Genomic DNA, 17,824 nt, shown 5'->3' on the forward strand with positions numbered 1-17,824 from the left:
GAAAATCTAAGTCTCTGCTTTCGCCAAAACATCTTCGGCGTTGTAAGGTTAAGCCTCACGGTTCATTAGTACTGGTTAGCTCAATACATCGCTGCACTTACACACCCAGCCTATCAACGTCGTAGTCTTCAACGTTCCTTCAGGACTCTCAAGGAGTCAGGGAGAACTCATCTCGGGGCAAGTTTCGTGCTTAGATGCTTTCAGCACTTATCTTTTCCGCATTTAGCTACCGGGCAATGCCATTGGCATGACAACCCGAACACCAGTGATGCGTCCACTCCGGTCCTCTCGTACTAGGAGCAGCCCCCCTCAATTCTCCAGCGCCCACGGCAGATAGGGACCGAACTGTCTCACGACGTTCTAAACCCAGCTCGCGTACCACTTTAAACGGCGAACAGCCGTACCCTTGGGACCTACTTCAGCCCCAGGATGTGATGAGCCGACATCGAGGTGCCAAACACCGCCGTCGATATGAACTCTTGGGCGGTATCAGCCTGTTATCCCCGGAGTACCTTTTATCCGTTGAGCGATGGCCCTTCCATTCAGAACCACCGGATCACTATGACCTGCTTTCGCACCTGCTCGAGCCGTCACTCTCGCAGTCAAGCTAGCTTATGCCATTGCACTAACCTCCTGATGTCCGACCAGGATTAGCTAACCTTCGTGCTCCTCCGTTACTCTTTAGGAGGAGACCGCCCCAGTCAAACTACCCACCAGACACTGTCCGCAACCCGGATTACGGGTCTACGTTAGAACACCAGCCATTAAAGGGTGGTATTTCAAGGTTGGCTCCACGCAGACTGGCGTCCACGCTTCAAAGCCTCCCACCTATCCTACACATCAAGGACCAGTGTTCAGTGTCAAGCTATAGTAAAGGTTCACGGGGTCTTTCCGTCTTGCCGCGGGTACACTGCATCTTCACAGCGAGTTCAATTTCACTGAGTCTCGGGTGGAGACAGCCTGGCCATCATTACGCCATTCGTGCAGGTCGGAACTTACCCGACAAGGAATTTCGCTACCTTAGGACCGTTATAGTTACGGCCGCCGTTTACCGGGGCTTCGATCAAGAGCTTCGCCTTACAGCTAACCCCATCAATTAACCTTCCGGCACCGGGCAGGCGTCACACCGTATACGTCCACTTTCGTGTTTGCACAGTGCTGTGTTTTTAATAAACAGTTGCAGCCAGCTGGTATCTTCGACTGGTTTCAGCTCCGTCCGCAGGGACTTCACCTACACACCAGCGTGCCTTCTCCCGAAGTTACGGCACCATTTTGCCTAGTTCCTTCACCCGAGTTCTCTCAAGCGCCTTGGTATTCTCTACCTGACCACCTGTGTCGGTTTGGGGTACGATTTGATGTTACCTGATGCTTAGAGGCTTTTCCTGGAAGCAGGGCATTTGTTACTTCAGCACCGTAGTGCCTCGTCATCACACCTCAGCGTTAAAAAAGGTCCGGATTTACCTAAACCTTCCGCCTACATGCTTAAACCGGGACAACCGTCGCCCGGCTAACATAGCCTTCTCCGTCCCCCCTTCGCAGTAACACCGAGTACAGGAATATTAACCTGTTTCCCATCGACTACGCCTTTCGGCCTCGCCTTAGGGGTCGACTCACCCTGCCCCGATTAACGTTGGACAGGAACCCTTGGTCTTCCGGCGAGCGGGCTTTTCACCCGCTTTATCGTTACTTATGTCAGCATTCGCACTTCTGATACCTCCAGCATCCCTCACAGGACACCTTCAACGGCTTACAGAACGCTCCCCTACCCAACAACGCATAAGCGTCGCTGCCGCAGCTTCGGTGCATGGTTTAGCCCCGTTACATCTTCCGCGCAGGCCGACTCGACCAGTGAGCTATTACGCTTTCTTTAAATGATGGCTGCTTCTAAGCCAACATCCTGGCTGTCTGTGCCTTCCCACATCGTTTCCCACTTAACCATGACTTTGGGACCTTAGCTGGCGGTCTGGGTTGTTTCCCTCTTCACGACGGACGTTAGCACCCGCCGTGTGTCTCCCGTGATAACATTCTTCGGTATTCGTAGTTTGCATCGGGTTGGTAAGCCGGGATGGCCCCCTAGCCGAAACAGTGCTCTACCCCCGAAGATGAGTTCACGAGGCGCTACCTAAATAGCTTTCGGGGAGAACCAGCTATCTCCCGGTTTGATTGGCCTTTCACCCCCAGCCACAAGTCATCCGCTAATTTTTCAACATTAGTCGGTTCGGTCCTCCAGTTAGTGTTACCCAACCTTCAACCTGCCCATGGCTAGATCACCGGGTTTCGGGTCTATACCCTGCAACTTAACGCCCAGTTAAGACTCGGTTTCCCTTCGGCTCCCCTATACGGTTAACCTTGCTACAGAATATAAGTCGCTGACCCATTATACAAAAGGTACGCAGTCACCCCATAAAGAGGCTCCCACTGCTTGTACGTACACGGTTTCAGGTTCTTTTTCACTCCCCTCGCCGGGGTTCTTTTCGCCTTTCCCTCACGGTACTGGTTCACTATCGGTCAGTCAGGAGTATTTAGCCTTGGAGGATGGTCCCCCCATATTCAGACAGGATACCACGTGTCCCGCCCTACTCTTCGAGTTCACAACGTGTGCATTTTTGTGTACGGGACTATCACCCTGTACCGTCGGACTTTCCAGACCGTTCCACTAACACACGCGCTGATTCAGACTCTGGGCTCCTCCCCGTTCGCTCGCCGCTACTGGGGGAATCTCGGTTGATTTCTTTTCCTCGGGGTACTTAGATGTTTCAGTTCCCCCGGTTCGCCTCATGCCACTATGTATTCATGACATGATAGTGTGTCGAAACACACTGGGTTTCCCCATTCGGGTATCGCCGGGTCAAAGGTTCATATCACCTCGCCGACGCTTATCGCAGATTAGCACGCCCTTCATCGCCTCTGACTGCCAGGGCATCCACCGTGTACGCTTAGTCGCTTAACCTCACAACCCGAAGATGTTTCGTAAAACATCTCGTGTTGCGAAAATTTGAGAGACTCGAACACACCGTCATTCTGTTCTTATTACGGAGAACAGACGCAGCGTGTCGTTTCAATTTTCAGCTTGATCCAGATTTTTAAAGAGCAAATATCTCAAACATGACTCAAGAGTCAGTTTTGAGATATTAAGGCAGGTGACTTTCACTCACAAACCAGCAAGTGGCGTCCCCTAGGGGATTCGAACCCCTGTTACCGCCGTGAAAGGGCGGTGTCCTGGGCCTCTAGACGAAGGGGACGTGTAAGTCTCAATCGCAAGACGCCTTGCTATTTACTTTTCATCAGACAATCTGTGTGGACACTACAAAGGCAGGTTCTTTCAGGTAAGGAGGTGATCCAACCGCAGGTTCCCCTACGGTTACCTTGTTACGACTTCACCCCAGTCATGAATCACAAAGTGGTAAGCGCCCTCCCGAAGGTTAAGCTACCTACTTCTTTTGCAACCCACTCCCATGGTGTGACGGGCGGTGTGTACAAGGCCCGGGAACGTATTCACCGTAGCATTCTGATCTACGATTACTAGCGATTCCGACTTCATGGAGTCGAGTTGCAGACTCCAATCCGGACTACGACGCACTTTATGAGGTCCGCTTGCTCTCGCGAGGTCGCTTCTCTTTGTATGCGCCATTGTAGCACGTGTGTAGCCCTACTCGTAAGGGCCATGATGACTTGACGTCATCCCCACCTTCCTCCAGTTTATCACTGGCAGTCTCCTTTGAGTTCCCGGCCGAACCGCTGGCAACAAAGGATAAGGGTTGCGCTCGTTGCGGGACTTAACCCAACATTTCACAACACGAGCTGACGACAGCCATGCAGCACCTGTCTCAGAGTTCCCGAAGGCACCAAAGCATCTCTGCTAAGTTCTCTGGATGTCAAGAGTAGGTAAGGTTCTTCGCGTTGCATCGAATTAAACCACATGCTCCACCGCTTGTGCGGGCCCCCGTCAATTCATTTGAGTTTTAACCTTGCGGCCGTACTCCCCAGGCGGTCGACTTAACGCGTTAGCTCCGGAAGCCACTCCTCAAGGGAACAACCTCCAAGTCGACATCGTTTACGGCGTGGACTACCAGGGTATCTAATCCTGTTTGCTCCCCACGCTTTCGCACCTGAGCGTCAGTCTTTGTCCAGGGGGCCGCCTTCGCCACCGGTATTCCTCCAGATCTCTACGCATTTCACCGCTACACCTGGAATTCTACCCCCCTCTACAAGACTCTAGCCTGCCAGTTTCGAATGCAGTTCCCAGGTTGAGCCCGGGGATTTCACATCCGACTTGACAGACCGCCTGCGTGCGCTTTACGCCCAGTAATTCCGATTAACGCTTGCACCCTCCGTATTACCGCGGCTGCTGGCACGGAGTTAGCCGGTGCTTCTTCTGCGAGTAACGTCAATCACTGTGGTTATTAACCACAATGCCTTCCTCCTCGCTGAAAGTACTTTACAACCCGAAGGCCTTCTTCATACACGCGGCATGGCTGCATCAGGCTTGCGCCCATTGTGCAATATTCCCCACTGCTGCCTCCCGTAGGAGTCTGGACCGTGTCTCAGTTCCAGTGTGGCTGGTCATCCTCTCAGACCAGCTAGGGATCGTCGCCTAGGTGAGCCGTTACCCCACCTACTAGCTAATCCCATCTGGGCACATCTGATGGCAAGAGGCCCGAAGGTCCCCCTCTTTGGTCTTGCGACGTTATGCGGTATTAGCTACCGTTTCCAGTAGTTATCCCCCTCCATCAGGCAGTTTCCCAGACATTACTCACCCGTCCGCCGCTCGTCACCCGAGAGCAAGCTCTCTGTGCTACCGCTCGACTTGCATGTGTTAGGCCTGCCGCCAGCGTTCAATCTGAGCCATGATCAAACTCTTCAATTTAAGTTTGATGCTCGTGAATTAAACTTCGTAATGAATTACGTATGTTCACTCAGAGACTTTGGTATTCATTTAGCGTCTTTCGACGTTTAGAATCCATGTCACTTTGAGTGCCCACACAGATTGTCTGATAAATTGTTAAAGAGCAGTGCAACGCGGCTTTCGCTCACCGTTGCGAGGTGGCGTATATTACGCTTTCCTCTTTCAGAGTCAACCCTGAATTTCAGGATTTTTTCTCTTCAACCGACCTGGTGGTTAGTGTGAAGTGATTCACATCTGCCGTGTCGATGGAGGCGCATTATAGGGATCCCAGTTTTTAGCACAAGCGTTTTTTAGATCTTTTTTCCTGACTGCTGCTTTTCCACTCTTATCGACGAGATCCTACCCGATCTGCTTAAAAATTGACGCATTTAACCCCTGCTGGTGCGGCATAATAGGATCAATGTCTTCTGTATAAGCTCACCAGTCGAGGTTGATATGTCCGCAGTACTCCGTCCTTATAAAGATCTGTTCCCGAAAATCGGGGCTCGCGTCATGATCGATGCCAGCAGCGTGGTCATTGGTGATGTCAGAATGGATGATGATGTCAGTATCTGGCCGCTGGTCGCGATCCGAGGTGATGTGAATTACGTGGCAATCGGTGCACGCACCAATATTCAGGATGGAAGCGTTCTACATGTGACCCATAAATCGAGTTACAACCCAGAAGGCAATCCCCTCATTATTGGAGAGGATGTCACCGTCGGCCATAAAGTGATGTTACACGGCTGCACGATTGGCAACCGCGTCCTTGTGGGGATGGGCTCTATTCTGCTGGACGGGGTAATAGTAGAAGACGACGTGATGATCGGCGCAGGTAGCCTGGTCCCGCAAAACAAACGTCTGGAAAGTGGCTTTCTCTATTTAGGCAGTCCGGTAAAACAGATCCGCCCTTTGAAAGAGGCGGAGATCGAAGGACTGAAATACTCCGCAAATAATTACGTCAAATGGAAAGACGACTATCTGGCTCAGGAAAACCACACCCAGCCTTGATCGTCTTCCTGTTCATCACGGATCATATCGCTGGCTTCTTCTTCCAGATCCCAGCGATGATCCCTGAACACGTCCAGAGGGATCGTCCCGCCAAACCGTTTAAGCAATAACTCGCCCGTAATAGCACAGGTCAATTGCACGCCGTTAACTAATACCGGAAAACAGACCGCCTGTTTGCCCTCATCCCACACTTCCCTGTCGGGAAACTGAATCGCCTGATTCATGCCAGCAATTCCTGTTTCAGCTTTTCAATCACCGGTTCGGCTTCAGGTAATACGCCATGCCAGAGCAAAACCGCATGTGCTGCCTGCCCCACCAGCATTCCCAGACCGTCAGCCAGATGTTTTGCGCCACGATCTTCACACCAGTTCAGAAAAGGGGTTTTCCCCTTTTGATAGAACATGTCGTAGGCATAAATGTGCGGACTCACGATAGAAGAAGGGATCGCGGGCACTTCACCACCGATACCGCTGGAGGTGGCATTAATAATAAGATCGAACTCATGTCCGTCCAGATCATCCATTGCTACAGCACTCACACTCCCCGTATGGGCAAATAGCGTAGCCAGATCTTGTGCGCGGGAAAACGTGCGATTCGTGATCGTGACGGCACAATCCAGAGAGAGGAGCGGTAACAACACACCGCGAGAGGCCCCACCCGCGCCAATCAGCAAGATACGAAATCCCTTCTTAATAAAAGAGAGCCTTTCGAGATCGCTTAACAAGCCAATGCCATCGGTGTTATCACCCAGCAGGCGCCCGTCTTCCAGACGTTTGAGCGTGTTCACCGCCCCCGCCAGAGAGGCTCGCTCAGTGAGTTCATCCGCTCGGGCAAAGGCTTCTTCTTTAAAGGGGACGGTGACATTTGCGCCTCTCCCGCCACCGTTAAAAAAAGCATCCAGCGTCGGAAGAAAGTCATCGACTGGCGCCAGAACGCGGCCATATGGGTGATCAATTTGCAGCTGCTGCGCAAATTGCTGATGAATGAACGGCGACTTGCTGTGAGCAATTGGGTTACCAAATACGGCGAACTTATCCATCATATTACCCCTGGCGAAAGCGCTCGCCGGTCAATGCATCACGGATTTCAGACGGATTCAGACGGCCACCGGTTTCACCGATCACCACCGGGAAATCATCACCAAACTGGGCCAGCACCTCTTGCGATGTACGGCAAGGTGGCAGTCCAGTCAGATTAGCACTGGTCGAAACCAGCGGTTTACCGAAAGTCTGGCACAGTTCAACCACCAGCGGATGATCGGTAACACGCACCGCAAGAGAGTCAAAGCGCCCCGTCAGCCAACGCGGCGTCGTGGGCTGCGCCGGGAAAACAAAGGTGACTGGACCTGGCCATGCCGCGGAAATGGTCTCGCGCTGCGCCTGATTCAGCATCGAATCATCAATATAGGGCTTGAGCTGCTCGAAGCTGGCAGCAATTAAAATCAGTCCTTTCTCGACCGGTCTTTGCTTTAATTCTAATAAACGAGTAACGGCCGTTTCGCTGTCAGGATCGCATCCAACCCCAAACACAGCTTCCGTTGGATAGGCGATGACTTCTTCGTTTCTCAGGACTTCCAGCGCACGGGCCATGGAGTCCGATGTTAATTTATTCTTCACAGGTTTAATCCGCCGAGACCGGCTTTCCACATTGTTTACTGGCACAAAAGAGTTTAACGCCCTGTGCCGTTTTCTTCTCGATGAGCAGGGGATAATCGCAGTGAGGGCAAATCCCCGCCACCGGCTTGAGATTGATAACGAACTGGCATTCAGGATAGCGATCGCAGGAATGGAAGGTTTTACCGAAGCGGGAACGACGCTGCACCAGCTGTCCTTCTTGACACTGAGGGCAAGCAATCGCGGTTTCGTCGGGTTTATCAATCTGCTCTGTATGGCTGCATTCAGGATAGTGGCTACAGCCGATGAACATGCCAAAGCGCCCCTGTCGTAGAGCCAAAGCAGCACCACAGACCGGACACATTTGTCCCTCCAGAATTTTAACGATATGTCCGTCCGCCTGACTCTTCAGGGGACGGACATAATCACATTCTGGATAGTGTGAACAACCGAGAAACGGACCGTGTTTCCCGGACCGGATGACAAGATTAGCCCCACACTGTGGGCAGGGCTCGTTATTAGACACCGTAAACAGTGCTGATTTGGCCATAACAACTCTTGGAGCTACATTGATGGATTAATGCAGCATACCTTCATTCACTTCAAAGAGTAATTCTTCCATTTGCTGATAGGCATTTTCGCAGCCTGGAATATTAAACAGAACCATCAGGATCACCCATTTGAGGTCTTCCAGTTCAAATTCTGCCGTATCCAGCGCCATGACGCGCTCTATCACCATTTCTCGGGTATCGAGGTTTAGCACCTGAATCTGCTCCAGGAATAAGATAAATCCCCGGCAACTGGCATCCAGCCTTTCACACTCTTCAGCCGTAAAAATACGCACAGACAGAGGATCGGAAGCGAGCTGCATGGGTTCGACAAGGCCTTCCTGATAATCAGCCAGCTTTTCTAACCACATTAACGCGTTATAAATATCTTCCCGTTCAAATCCTGCATCGGTAAGATCTCGCGTCAGTCGGTCCTGATCCACGCGCATTTCAGCTTCGTTATGGATGTAAGTCTCAAACAAATACATCAGTACGTCGAACATGGCTTGCCCTCCTCAATCGGACATAGCCGCCGGGTACAGCTGCGATCCATCCTGCTAACTCCAGTTCGAGTAGCTGTGCTACCGTCACAGGCACAGATTGGCCGGCACGTTCAGCGACAACGTCAACAGGTGTTACCTCATCTCCTACGTTAGCCAGGAGCTCAGGAAATGGCAATGCCACCTCCTCCTGATCTGATGAATAAAGTGATTTTTCAGGCTCATCTGGTAACCAATGTAGCCCATATCGCAAATTTTCCAGGATCTCCTCCGGGCTGGTCACAGGCGTTGCTCCTTGCTTAATGAGCCAGTGCGGCCCTTCACAACCCAGGTTGCCAATGGGGCCGGGCAAAGCGAAGACTTCTCGACCTTGTTCCATCGCGCATCGGGCCGTAACGAGCGATCCGCTACGTAATGCCGCTTCGACAACCAGTACGCCCAGGCTCAGTCCGCTAATAATGCGATTGCGTCGCGGGAAATTAGCGGGAAAGGGTGAAGTGGCGAGTGAAAACTCAGAAACGACAGCTCCCCCGGCGTCAATAATGCTGGCAGCCAGAGCGGCGTGGCGGCGGGGATAAATGCTAAACAGGCCATTGCCAAGAACGGCAATGCTTTTCCCCACCGCCGAGAGCGCTGCGCGATGGGCCACGCCATCAATTCCGCACGCCAGTCCGCTGGTGATGGTGAATCCCGATTTGGCGAGATGCTCACAAAAAATCCTGCCCCACCGCTCTCCGTACCATGAGGGGGCTCGGCTTCCGACCACCGCCAGTTGAACGCTGTTCAGAACCTCGATATTGCCCTTAACGAATAGCGCGCCAGGATAATCAGGCAGAGTTCGTAATTGTGGCGGGTAGCGTGGATTATCCGCAGATATGAGGTAGTGCCCTGGCTGCTCAAGCCATTCCAGAGAACGTTCGAGTTCCGCCTCCTTAAAGTTCATGAATTTGGCGGCCCGTTTGGGTGTCAGGCCAGCCTCTGCCAGAGCAGCAGCATCAATTTCTCCGCTTTGCAATAAACGCTGTGCAGCCATCAGCATGGCATCGCCACACAAATCCCCTATGTTAATCAGCCGTAACCATATCTCTGTGGAAGTCATCCTTTTCCCCTGCCATAAGCAGCCTCAGCAATCTTTGCGATTGGTCAGCGATGCTGTCAATCAGAGGGGGATTTGTCTAGAATAGAGGTAATGATCTTTTCAACTCCTGAACACGGCTCTGGAAATTTATGGCAGTTTTGCAAGTGTTACATATCCCGGACGAGCGCCTTCGCATTGTTGCTGAACCGGTAAAAGAAGTGAATGCAGAAATTCAACGTATCGTTGATGATATGTTCGATACGATGTACGCCGAAGAAGGCATTGGCCTTGCGGCGACGCAGGTGAATATCCATAAACGCATTATCGTGATCGATGTTTCTGAGAATCGCGAAGAGCGCCTGGTACTGATTAACCCGGAACTGCTCGAGAAGAGCGGCGAGACCGGCATCGAAGAAGGTTGTCTGTCCATTCCTGAACAGCGCGCCTTAGTGCCGCGTGCAGAAAAAGTGAAAATCCGCGCGCTCGATCGCGAGGGTAAACCGTTTGAACTGGAAGCAGACGATCTGCTGGCGATCTGCATTCAGCACGAGATGGATCATCTGGTCGGTAAACTGTTTATCGATTATCTCTCTCCGCTGAAACAGCAGCGTATTCGTCAGAAAGTAGAGAAACTGGATCGTATGCGCACCCGCGCATAACATCCCCCGGATACAAGGAATAACGTGTCTAAAAATCTACGTATTATCTTCGCGGGAACTCCTGACTTCGCAGCGCGTCATCTTGACGCGCTGTTATCATCTGGACACCAGGTTGTTGGGGTGTTCACTCAGCCCGACCGCCCTGCTGGCCGCGGCAAGAAACTCATGCCGAGCCCGGTCAAAGTCCTGGCGGAAGAGCATGGTTTGCCCGTTTTCCAGCCCGTCTCTTTACGCCCTCAGGAAAATCAGCAGCTGGTCGCAGACCTGAATGCCGATGTGATGGTGGTCGTGGCGTATGGTTTGATTCTGCCAAAAGCGGTTCTCGATATGCCTCGCCTCGGCTGCATCAACGTGCATGGTTCTCTTCTTCCACGCTGGCGCGGCGCGGCGCCTATTCAGCGTTCGCTCTGGGCGGGTGACAGCGAAACCGGCGTCACCATCATGCAGATGGACGTCGGGCTGGATACGGGAGATATGCTGTATAAGCTGGCATGCCCGATCGCTGCGGAAGATACCAGCGCCACGCTCTACGACAAACTGGCAGACCTGGGCCCGCAGGGGCTCATTGAAACTTTACAGCAGCTTGCCGATGGCAAAACTCAACCTGAAGTGCAGGATGAAAGTCTCGTGACTTATGCTGAAAAGCTCAGTAAAGAAGAGGCGCAAATCGACTGGTCACTTTCCGCTGCCCAGCTAGAGCGCTGCATTCGCGCCTTTAATCCCTGGCCGATGAGCTGGATGACTATTGACGATCAGCCGGTGAAAATCTGGAAAGCGTCGGTGATTGATGGCAAATCTCACGCACAGCCGGGCACCATCATTGACGCGAATAAACAGGGAATTCAGGTGGCTACGACTGATGGCATCCTGAATCTGGAGTCGCTGCAGCCTGCCGGTAAGAAGGCAATGAGCGCGCAGGACCTGCTGAATTCCCGTCGCGAATGGTTTACGCCGGGCAAGCATCTCGGCTGAGTGCATTTAATCCTAAGGCCCGGAGTTTCCGGGCATTTTTATTTTAGCGGTTATGAAAAAACAAAATCTTCGCAGCATGGCTGCACAGGCCATTGAGAAAGTGGTCGAACAGGGTCAATCCCTGAGCAATATCCTTCCGCCGCTTCAGCAGAAAGTTTCTGATAAAGACAAAGCCCTGCTTCAGGAGTTGTGCTTTGGCGTGCTGCGTACGCTCTCGCAGCAAGAGTGGCTGATCAACAAGCTGATGTCCCGCCCAATGACGGGCAAGCAGCGCACCATCCATTATTTGATCATGGTCGGCTTCTACCAACTGCTCCATACACGCATTCCGCCTCATGCCGCGCTGGCTGAAACCGTTGAAGGTGCGGTCGCAATCAAACGTCCGCAGTTGAAAGGCTTGATCAATGGCGTATTGCGCCAGTTCCAGCGTCAGCAGGAAGAACTGATCGCCGAGTTCAGCCAGTCCGAGCAGCGTTTTCTCCATCCTGAATGGCTGCTTAAGCGCCTGAAAAAAGCCTATCCGCAGCAGTGGGAATCCATTGTTGAAGCCAATAATCAGCGTCCACCAATGTGGCTGCGTGTTAACCGTATCCACCATACCCGCGATGAATGGCTGGCACTGCTGGAACAGGCAGACATGAGCGGTTTTACGCATGACGCCTATCCCGACGCGGTGCGTCTGGCTTCCCCTGCCCCGGTGCAGGCGTTACCTGGCTTTGACCAGGGCTGGGTGACCGTTCAGGACGCTTCAGCGCAGGGATGTATCACTTATCTGGCGCCACAAAATGGCGAGCGCATCCTGGATCTTTGTGCCGCTCCTGGCGGTAAAACCACGCATATCCTTGAAGCTGCGCCGCAGGCCAGCGTTCTGGCTGTCGATGTTGACGAGCAACGACTCTCCCGCGTTTATGACAACCTGAAACGCTTAGGTCTTAAAGCCCAGGTTAAACAGGGTGATGGGCGTACGCCTTCAGAGTGGTGCGGCGACGAGAAATTTGATCGTATCCTGTTGGATGCTCCTTGCTCCGCTACGGGTGTGATTCGTCGTCATCCGGATATCAAATGGCTGCGTCGGGATCGTGATATCAACGAGCTGGCTCAACTGCAGAGTGAGATTCTTGATGCCGTCTGGCCGCATCTGAAATCTGGCGGAACCCTGGTCTACGCAACGTGCTCCGTTCTTCCGGAAGAGAATTCCCGGCAGATTGCGGCATTCCTGAAACGGACTGCTGATGCCGCGTTACACACGACAGGCACAGTCGATAATCCTGGCATCCAAAACCTGCCGGGAGCGGAAGAAGGTGATGGCTTCTTTTACGCTAAGCTAATCAAAGCGTGATGTTGAAAACGGGTCGCAAGCTATGAAGATAATCATTCTGGGTGCAGGACAGGTCGGCGGAACGCTGGCCGAAAACCTGGTGGGCGAAAACAACGACATCACAATCGTTGATACCAATGGCGATCGTCTGCGCGGTTTGCAGGATAAGTTCGATCTGCGTGTGGTTCAGGGTCACGGATCGCATCCACGCGTGCTTCGCGAGGCGGGAGCCGACGATGCTGATATGCTGGTTGCCGTAACCAGTTCAGATGAAACGAATATGGTGGCCTGCCAGGTCGCCTATTCGTTATTCAACACCCCAAACCGCATTGCGCGTATTCGCTCGCCGGATTACGTGCGTGATGCAGAAAAGCTCTTCAATTCCGAAGCGGTGCCCATTGATCATCTCATCGCCCCGGAACAGCTGGTGATCGACAGTATTTACCGTCTGATTGAGTACCCAGGCGCACTGCAGGTGGTGAATTTTGCCGAAGGTAAAGTCAGCCTCGCGGTGGTGAAAGCCTATTATGGCGGCCCGTTGATTGGTAATGCGTTATCCACTATGCGCGAGCACATGCCACATATCGATACCCGCGTGGCAGCGATATTCCGCCATGACCGTCCTATTCGTCCGCAGGGCTCGACCATTGTTGAAGCAGGCGATGAGGTGTTCTTTATTGCCGCGTCACAGCATATTCGCGCGGTCATGAGCGAACTTCAGCGCCTGGAAAAACCCTATAAGCGCATTATGCTGGTTGGCGGCGGGAATATCGGCGCTGGCCTGGCGCATCGTCTGGAAAAAGATTACAGCGTGAAGTTGATCGAACGCGATCAGCAGCGCGCCGCAGAGCTGGCTGAAAAATTACAGAATACGATCGTATTCTACGGCGATGCCTCGGATCAGGAATTGCTGGCTGAAGAACATATCGATCAAGTTGATCTGTTTATTGCCGTCACCAACGACGATGAAGCGAATATCATGTCGGCCATGCTGGCAAAACGCATGGGCGCTAAAAAAGTCATGGTACTTATTCAGCGCAAGGCCTACGTCGATCTTGTGCAAGGTAGCGTGATTGATATTGCGATTTCGCCGCAGCAGGCCACTATTTCAGCGCTGCTTAGCCATGTCCGTAAAGCCGATATTGTGGGTGTATCCTCTCTGCGCCGTGGTGTTGCTGAGGCAATTGAAGCCGTAGCGCATGGGGATGAAACGACTTCACGCGTGGTGGGCCGCTCCATTGATGAAATAAAACTTCCACCGGGTACAATTATTGGCGCCGTGGTGCGCGGGAATGATGTCATGATCGCCAATGATAATTTGCGCATCGAACAGGGTGACCACGTCATTATGTTCCTGACAGATAAAAAGTTTATTACCGACGTCGAGCGTTTGTTCCAGCCAAGTCCTTTCTTCCTGTAATGGCTAAAGGTGCTCAATTGGGCACCTTTTTCTATTAACCCTCTATTTTATAATGCTTAGTTTTTCATAACGATTATTTATCCTCAATGGAAATTGGCTAATGATTTGTTAAACTTAGGATCGTTAGCTGGCTCAAGGAGAATAAAATGAGTGTTATTAAAGAATTTCGCGAATTTGCGATGCGCGGGAATGTAGTGGATTTGGCAGTGGGTGTCATTATCGGTGCGGCATTCGGTAAGATTGTTTCGTCTTTGGTTGCCGATATCATTATGCCACCGCTAGGACTGTTAATTGGGGGAGTCGATTTTAAACAATTTGCCGTTACTCTCAGGGATGCTCAGGGCGATATCCCTGCTGTCGTGATGCACTATGGCGTATTTATTCAGAACATTTTCGACTTTTTGATCGTGGCCTTCGCTATCTTTATGGCGATTAAACTCATCAACAAACTCAACCGTAAAAAAGAAGAGCCTGCGGCTGCGCCACCGGCACCGACCAAAGAAGAAGTGCTGCTGACTGAAATTCGCGACCTGTTAAAAGAGCAAAACAGTCACCCTTAATCAGGCCCATAAAGCCAAAAGGCCAGTGGTAAAAAAGTGAATCACTTTCTTGCCACTGGCCTCCCAGTTACCCCGCTTGCCGTGTTTCCCTTTGCGAAGATAACTTCCTTTCCCTTTTTTATTCTTTTCGACGCGCTGCCGAAACAGTGGATCGTGTAACAACGCCTCAATCGCATTGTCATTAATTTGCCCCTTCGTATGCTGATAGCGGCTCATAAGTCCTCCAGATTGTAAGTAAAATCGGCGCGAGTGTAGATCCACGCGTACTAAAAATCAACAGCCGCGCTGTATTCCGCTGGCCCCCTGCTCGAGAGTCTCAAGGATCGAACAGTAGATGCTACTGTGGGCGGTACCGCAACAGGCGTCATTCAGCCGTTGCAGCGAGCGCTGCATGGTTTGCAGCTCTTCTATACGCCCTTCCACCTCAGTCAGCCTGGCCTGAACAATGCTTTTCGACTCCTGGCAGGTGTGATGCTCGGGATCGATACGGATCGAAAGCAATTCCCTGATCGACTCAAGCGTAAAACCAAGTTGCCGTGCATAGCGAATAAACTTAAGCCGCTGAAGGTCCTTTTCCGTATAGAGACGAAAACCACCCTCTGTGCGCACTTCATGCTCCATCATCTGCTGCTTTTCATAATAGCGGATGGTGTCTGGCGTGACGTCTGCAAGCTTTGCGAGCTCCCCGATGCGATACATGAGCTAGTCCTCTTTGGGTGTCTTGAATAAACGATCCGAGTAATCACCATACAGAAAGTCTGTATTGACCCCGGCTTGCTGCAATTTTAGCTCGACCAGCGTCAACCAACGACGTATTTCCTGTGCTTCGGGGTCATCTGGCTTAATGCTTTTAAGCAAATCGGCCAGAGCGAGTGCATCCTTACGATTTTCCAGCTCCGGTGGAAGGCAACCCGCGTTTTTTAATAACCGGTAGCCTGAACGCAATTCAGCAGGCACAAAAGTATCGTCATCAAGCGTCAGCGGTTGGCCGGTACCTGGAAGATCGCTAAATTCGCCATTGCGCTGGGCATCCAGGATATGACGCTCTGCCCATTGATCAAGCAGCCACATCGTAAAACTCCGAAGATATGAAGAGTGGATTCAGACAGTGTAGAGAAGGGATGATTCAGAGGATATAAAAAAACCCGCCGAAGCGGGTTCTTTTACGTTACTACAGATTACTCTGCAGCAGCTTCTGCTTTCGATTCAGAACGATCAACCAGCTCGATGTAAGCCATCGGAGCGTTATCGCCTGCACGGAAGCCACACTTCAGAATACGAGTGTAACCACCTGCACGGCTCGCGAAACGCGGGCCCAGTTCGTTAAACAGTTTTGCCACGATCTCGTTATCACGAGTACGGGCGAATGCCAGACGACGATTAGCAACGCTGTCAGTCTTGGCAAGAGTAATCAGCGGCTCAACTACGCGACGCAGCTCTTTCGCTTTAGGCAGGGTCGTCTTGATGATCTCATGACGAACCAGTGAACCTGCCATGTTGCGGAACATAGCCTGGCGATGGCTGCTGTTACGGTTCAGTTGACGACCACTCTTACGATGGCGCATGACCTTATCCTTCTCAGTAAAACCTTAACCTGTGATCCGGTTACTCGTCAGCAATGCTTGCCGGTGGCCAGTTTTCCAGGCGCATGCCCAGAGACAGACCACGTGAAGCCAGCACGTCTTTAATCTCAGTAAGAGATTTTTTACCCAGGTTAGGCGTTTTCAGCAACTCAACCTCGGTACGCTGTACCAGATCACCGATATAGTGGATAGCTTCTGCCTTAAGGCAGTTAGCAGAGCGGACAGTCAATTCCAGATCGTCAACAGGGCGCAGCAGGATCGGATCGAATTCTGGTTTCTCTTCTTTCACTTCCGGCTGACGAACATCACGTAAGTCAACGAAAGCTTCAAGTTGTTCTGCCAGGATGGTCGCCGCACGACGAATCGCCTCTTCAGGATCGATTGTGCCGTTGGTTTCCATTTCGATGACCAGCTTGTCCAGGTCGGTACGCTGTTCTACACGCGCTGCTTCAACATTGTAGGCAATACGCTCTACAGGGCTGTAGCATGCGTCGACCAGCAGACGGCCGATTGGGCGCTCATCTTCTTCCGAATGAATTCGGGCAGAAGCCGGCACATAACCACGACCGCGCTGAACTTTGATACGCATGCTGATAGCTGCGTTCTCATCGGTCAGGTGGCAGATCACGTGCTGCGGCTTGACGATTTCGACATCACCATCATGGGTAATGTCGGCTGCAGTCACAGGGCCAATGCCAGATTTATTCAGAGTAAGAATAACTTCATCTTTACCCTGAACTCTCACCGCCAGCCCTTTCAGGTTGAGCAGGATTTCAAGGATATCTTCCTGAACGCCTTCTTTGGTGCTGTACTCATGAAGTACACCATCAATCTCAACTTCGGTCACCGCGCAACCCGGCATCGATGAGAGCAGAATACGGCGCAGTGCGTTACCCAGAGTATGGCCAAAGCCACGCTCTAAAGGCTCAAGGGTCACCTTGGCGTGCGTCGAACTCACTTGCTCGATATCTACCAGGCGCGGTTTTAGAAACTCTGTCACAGAACCCTGCATTGTGTCCTCTCTTTGGTACTAAGCTTTACTTGGAGTAAAGCTCGACGATCAGGTGTTCGTTAATGTCCGCAGACAGATCAGAACGTTCTGGCTGACGCTTGAACGTGCCTTCCATCTTGCCAGCATCAACTTCCAGCCAGGTTGGCTTTTCACGCTGCTCAGCCAGCTCCAGAGCGGCTTTCACGCGAGATTGCGTTTTCGCTTTCTCACGAATGCTAACAACGTCGTTCGCTTTAACCTGATAAGAAGCGATGTTAACAACACGACCGTTTACCATGATTGCTTTATGGCTAACCAGTTGGCGTGATTCAGCACGAGTAGCGCCGAAGCCCATACGGTAAACAACGTTGTCCAGACGGCCTTCCAGCAGAGCTAACAGGTTTTCACCGGTGTTGCCTTTCAGACGTGCTGCTTCTTTATAGTAGTTACGGAACTGACGCTCCAGCACACCGTAGGTACGGCGAACTTTTTGCTTTTCACGCAACTGCACACCATAGTCAGACAGACGCGGTTTACGCGCACCGTGCTGGCCAGGAGCTTGTTCAATTTTACACTTGGTATCGATCGCGCGAACGCCAGACTTAAGGAATAAGTCGGTGCCCTCACGACGGCTCAGCTTGAGCTTAGGACCCAAATATCTTGCCATTTTCTATCTCCAACAATCC

Annotated in this window: 18 protein-coding genes, 1 tRNA gene and 2 rRNA genes; 6 read left to right on the plus strand and 15 right to left on the minus strand. The window is 51.9% G+C overall.

Going from position 1 to position 17,824, the window contains the following annotated elements:
* Positions 1 to 44: 44 nt before the first annotated feature.
* From AC3WS9_RS19925 to AC3WS9_RS19935, 3 genes are all read right to left on the minus strand, one after another.
* Positions 45 to 2,950 (minus strand): 23S ribosomal RNA (locus tag AC3WS9_RS19925).
* 216 nt (positions 2,951 to 3,166) lie between these two features.
* Positions 3,167 to 3,242 (minus strand) — tRNA-Glu (locus AC3WS9_RS19930).
* 85 nt (positions 3,243 to 3,327) lie between these two features.
* A 16S ribosomal RNA gene (locus AC3WS9_RS19935) occupies positions 3,328 to 4,867 on the minus strand.
* Together the 16S and 23S rRNA genes with 1 tRNA gene alongside form the textbook arrangement of a ribosomal RNA operon.
* Before the next feature lie 474 nt (positions 4,868 to 5,341).
* On the opposite strand from AC3WS9_RS19935, the gene AC3WS9_RS19940 reads away from it, so the two are divergent.
* Positions 5,342 to 5,896 carry a gamma carbonic anhydrase family protein gene (locus AC3WS9_RS19940; protein ID WP_285145696.1) on the plus strand — a complete coding sequence of 185 codons (555 nt, stop codon included), beginning with the start codon at positions 5,342 to 5,344 and terminating at the stop codon, positions 5,894 to 5,896.
* On the opposite strand, the gene AC3WS9_RS19945 is transcribed toward AC3WS9_RS19940, so the two are convergent.
* From AC3WS9_RS19945 to dprA, 6 genes are read right to left on the minus strand one after another with little or no spacing between them, the layout of a single operon-like run.
* The gene (locus AC3WS9_RS19945; RefSeq protein WP_492490026.1) at positions 5,872 to 6,120 is read right to left on the minus strand and encodes a DUF1488 family protein; all 249 of its coding nucleotides are present in this window, start codon (positions 6,118 to 6,120) and stop codon (positions 5,872 to 5,874) included. The genes AC3WS9_RS19940 and AC3WS9_RS19945 overlap by 25 nt on opposite strands.
* Entirely contained in the window at positions 6,117 to 6,935 is an 819-nt protein-coding gene (gene aroE, locus AC3WS9_RS19950; RefSeq protein WP_492490349.1) for a shikimate dehydrogenase, read from the minus strand. The genes AC3WS9_RS19945 and aroE overlap by 4 nt, the downstream gene beginning before the upstream one ends.
* Before the next feature lie 4 nt (positions 6,936 to 6,939).
* Positions 6,940 to 7,485, minus strand: coding sequence for an L-threonylcarbamoyladenylate synthase type 1 TsaC (gene tsaC, locus AC3WS9_RS19955; RefSeq protein ID WP_492490350.1), 546 nt, complete (start codon positions 7,483 to 7,485; stop codon positions 6,940 to 6,942).
* Positions 7,486 to 7,516: 31 nt separating this feature from the next.
* Positions 7,517 to 8,059: a DNA topoisomerase family protein gene (locus AC3WS9_RS19960; RefSeq protein ID WP_492490028.1), complete on the minus strand. Its 543-nt coding sequence runs from the start codon at positions 8,057 to 8,059 to the stop codon at positions 7,517 to 7,519.
* 27 nt (positions 8,060 to 8,086) lie between these two features.
* Positions 8,087 to 8,560 (minus strand): DUF494 family protein Smg, encoded by a 474-nt coding sequence (gene smg / locus AC3WS9_RS19965; RefSeq protein ID WP_095283654.1) that lies wholly within the window; start codon positions 8,558 to 8,560, stop codon positions 8,087 to 8,089.
* Positions 8,532 to 9,656 (minus strand): DNA-protecting protein DprA, encoded by a 1,125-nt coding sequence (dprA, locus tag AC3WS9_RS19970; RefSeq protein WP_492490030.1) that lies wholly within the window; start codon positions 9,654 to 9,656, stop codon positions 8,532 to 8,534. Before dprA ends, smg begins: the two co-directional genes overlap by 29 nt.
* A gap of 128 nt (positions 9,657 to 9,784) precedes the next feature.
* Here dprA and def point away from each other — a divergent pair, with 128 nt between their 5' ends.
* The 5 genes from def (at position 9,785) to mscL (ending at position 14,564) form a co-directional block, all read left to right on the plus strand.
* Positions 9,785 to 10,294, plus strand: a complete 510-nt coding sequence (gene def / locus AC3WS9_RS19975; protein ID WP_282491547.1) for a peptide deformylase — start codon at positions 9,785 to 9,787, stop codon at positions 10,292 to 10,294.
* 24 nt (positions 10,295 to 10,318) lie between these two features.
* A complete protein-coding gene (gene fmt / locus AC3WS9_RS19980; RefSeq protein WP_492490032.1) occupies positions 10,319 to 11,266 on the plus strand; it encodes a methionyl-tRNA formyltransferase in 948 nt (315 codons plus the stop codon).
* A 52-nt stretch (positions 11,267 to 11,318) separates the two neighbouring features.
* Positions 11,319 to 12,605: a 16S rRNA (cytosine(967)-C(5))-methyltransferase RsmB gene (gene rsmB, locus AC3WS9_RS19985; RefSeq protein WP_492490034.1), complete on the plus strand. Its 1,287-nt coding sequence runs from the start codon at positions 11,319 to 11,321 to the stop codon at positions 12,603 to 12,605.
* Between the two features lie 22 nt (positions 12,606 to 12,627).
* Positions 12,628 to 14,004 carry a Trk system potassium transporter TrkA gene (gene trkA, locus AC3WS9_RS19990; RefSeq protein ID WP_095283659.1) on the plus strand — a complete coding sequence of 459 codons (1,377 nt, stop codon included), beginning with the start codon at positions 12,628 to 12,630 and terminating at the stop codon, positions 14,002 to 14,004.
* Between the two features lie 146 nt (positions 14,005 to 14,150).
* Positions 14,151 to 14,564: a large-conductance mechanosensitive channel protein MscL gene (gene mscL, locus AC3WS9_RS19995; protein ID WP_492490037.1), complete on the plus strand. Its 414-nt coding sequence runs from the start codon at positions 14,151 to 14,153 to the stop codon at positions 14,562 to 14,564.
* Here mscL and arfA read toward each other — a convergent pair whose 3' ends face one another.
* From arfA to rpsD, 6 genes are all read right to left on the minus strand, one after another.
* Positions 14,565 to 14,780 (minus strand): alternative ribosome-rescue factor ArfA, encoded by a 216-nt coding sequence (gene arfA, locus AC3WS9_RS20000; protein WP_282491543.1) that lies wholly within the window; start codon positions 14,778 to 14,780, stop codon positions 14,565 to 14,567. It abuts the gene before it with no gap.
* A 57-nt stretch (positions 14,781 to 14,837) separates the two neighbouring features.
* The gene (gene zntR / locus AC3WS9_RS20005; RefSeq protein ID WP_492490039.1) at positions 14,838 to 15,263 is read right to left on the minus strand and encodes a Zn(2+)-responsive transcriptional regulator; all 426 of its coding nucleotides are present in this window, start codon (positions 15,261 to 15,263) and stop codon (positions 14,838 to 14,840) included.
* A gap of 3 nt (positions 15,264 to 15,266) precedes the next feature.
* Complete coding sequence (locus AC3WS9_RS20010; RefSeq protein WP_492490041.1) at positions 15,267 to 15,635, minus strand: DnaJ family domain-containing protein; 369 nt, start codon at positions 15,633 to 15,635, stop codon at positions 15,267 to 15,269.
* Positions 15,636 to 15,742: 107 nt separating this feature from the next.
* A complete protein-coding gene (gene rplQ / locus AC3WS9_RS20015) occupies positions 15,743 to 16,129 on the minus strand; it encodes a 50S ribosomal protein L17 (RefSeq protein WP_001216372.1) in 387 nt (128 codons plus the stop codon).
* A 40-nt stretch (positions 16,130 to 16,169) separates the two neighbouring features.
* On the minus strand, positions 16,170 to 17,159 hold the full coding sequence (locus tag AC3WS9_RS20020) for a DNA-directed RNA polymerase subunit alpha (protein WP_002919219.1): 990 nt from the start codon (positions 17,157 to 17,159) through the stop codon (positions 16,170 to 16,172).
* A 25-nt stretch (positions 17,160 to 17,184) separates the two neighbouring features.
* On the minus strand, positions 17,185 to 17,805 hold the full coding sequence (gene rpsD, locus AC3WS9_RS20025; protein WP_100778652.1) for a 30S ribosomal protein S4: 621 nt from the start codon (positions 17,803 to 17,805) through the stop codon (positions 17,185 to 17,187).
* Positions 17,806 to 17,824 lie beyond the last annotated feature (19 nt).

It is taken from the genome of Lelliottia sp. EB106-05-01-XG201 (assembly GCF_058791735.1).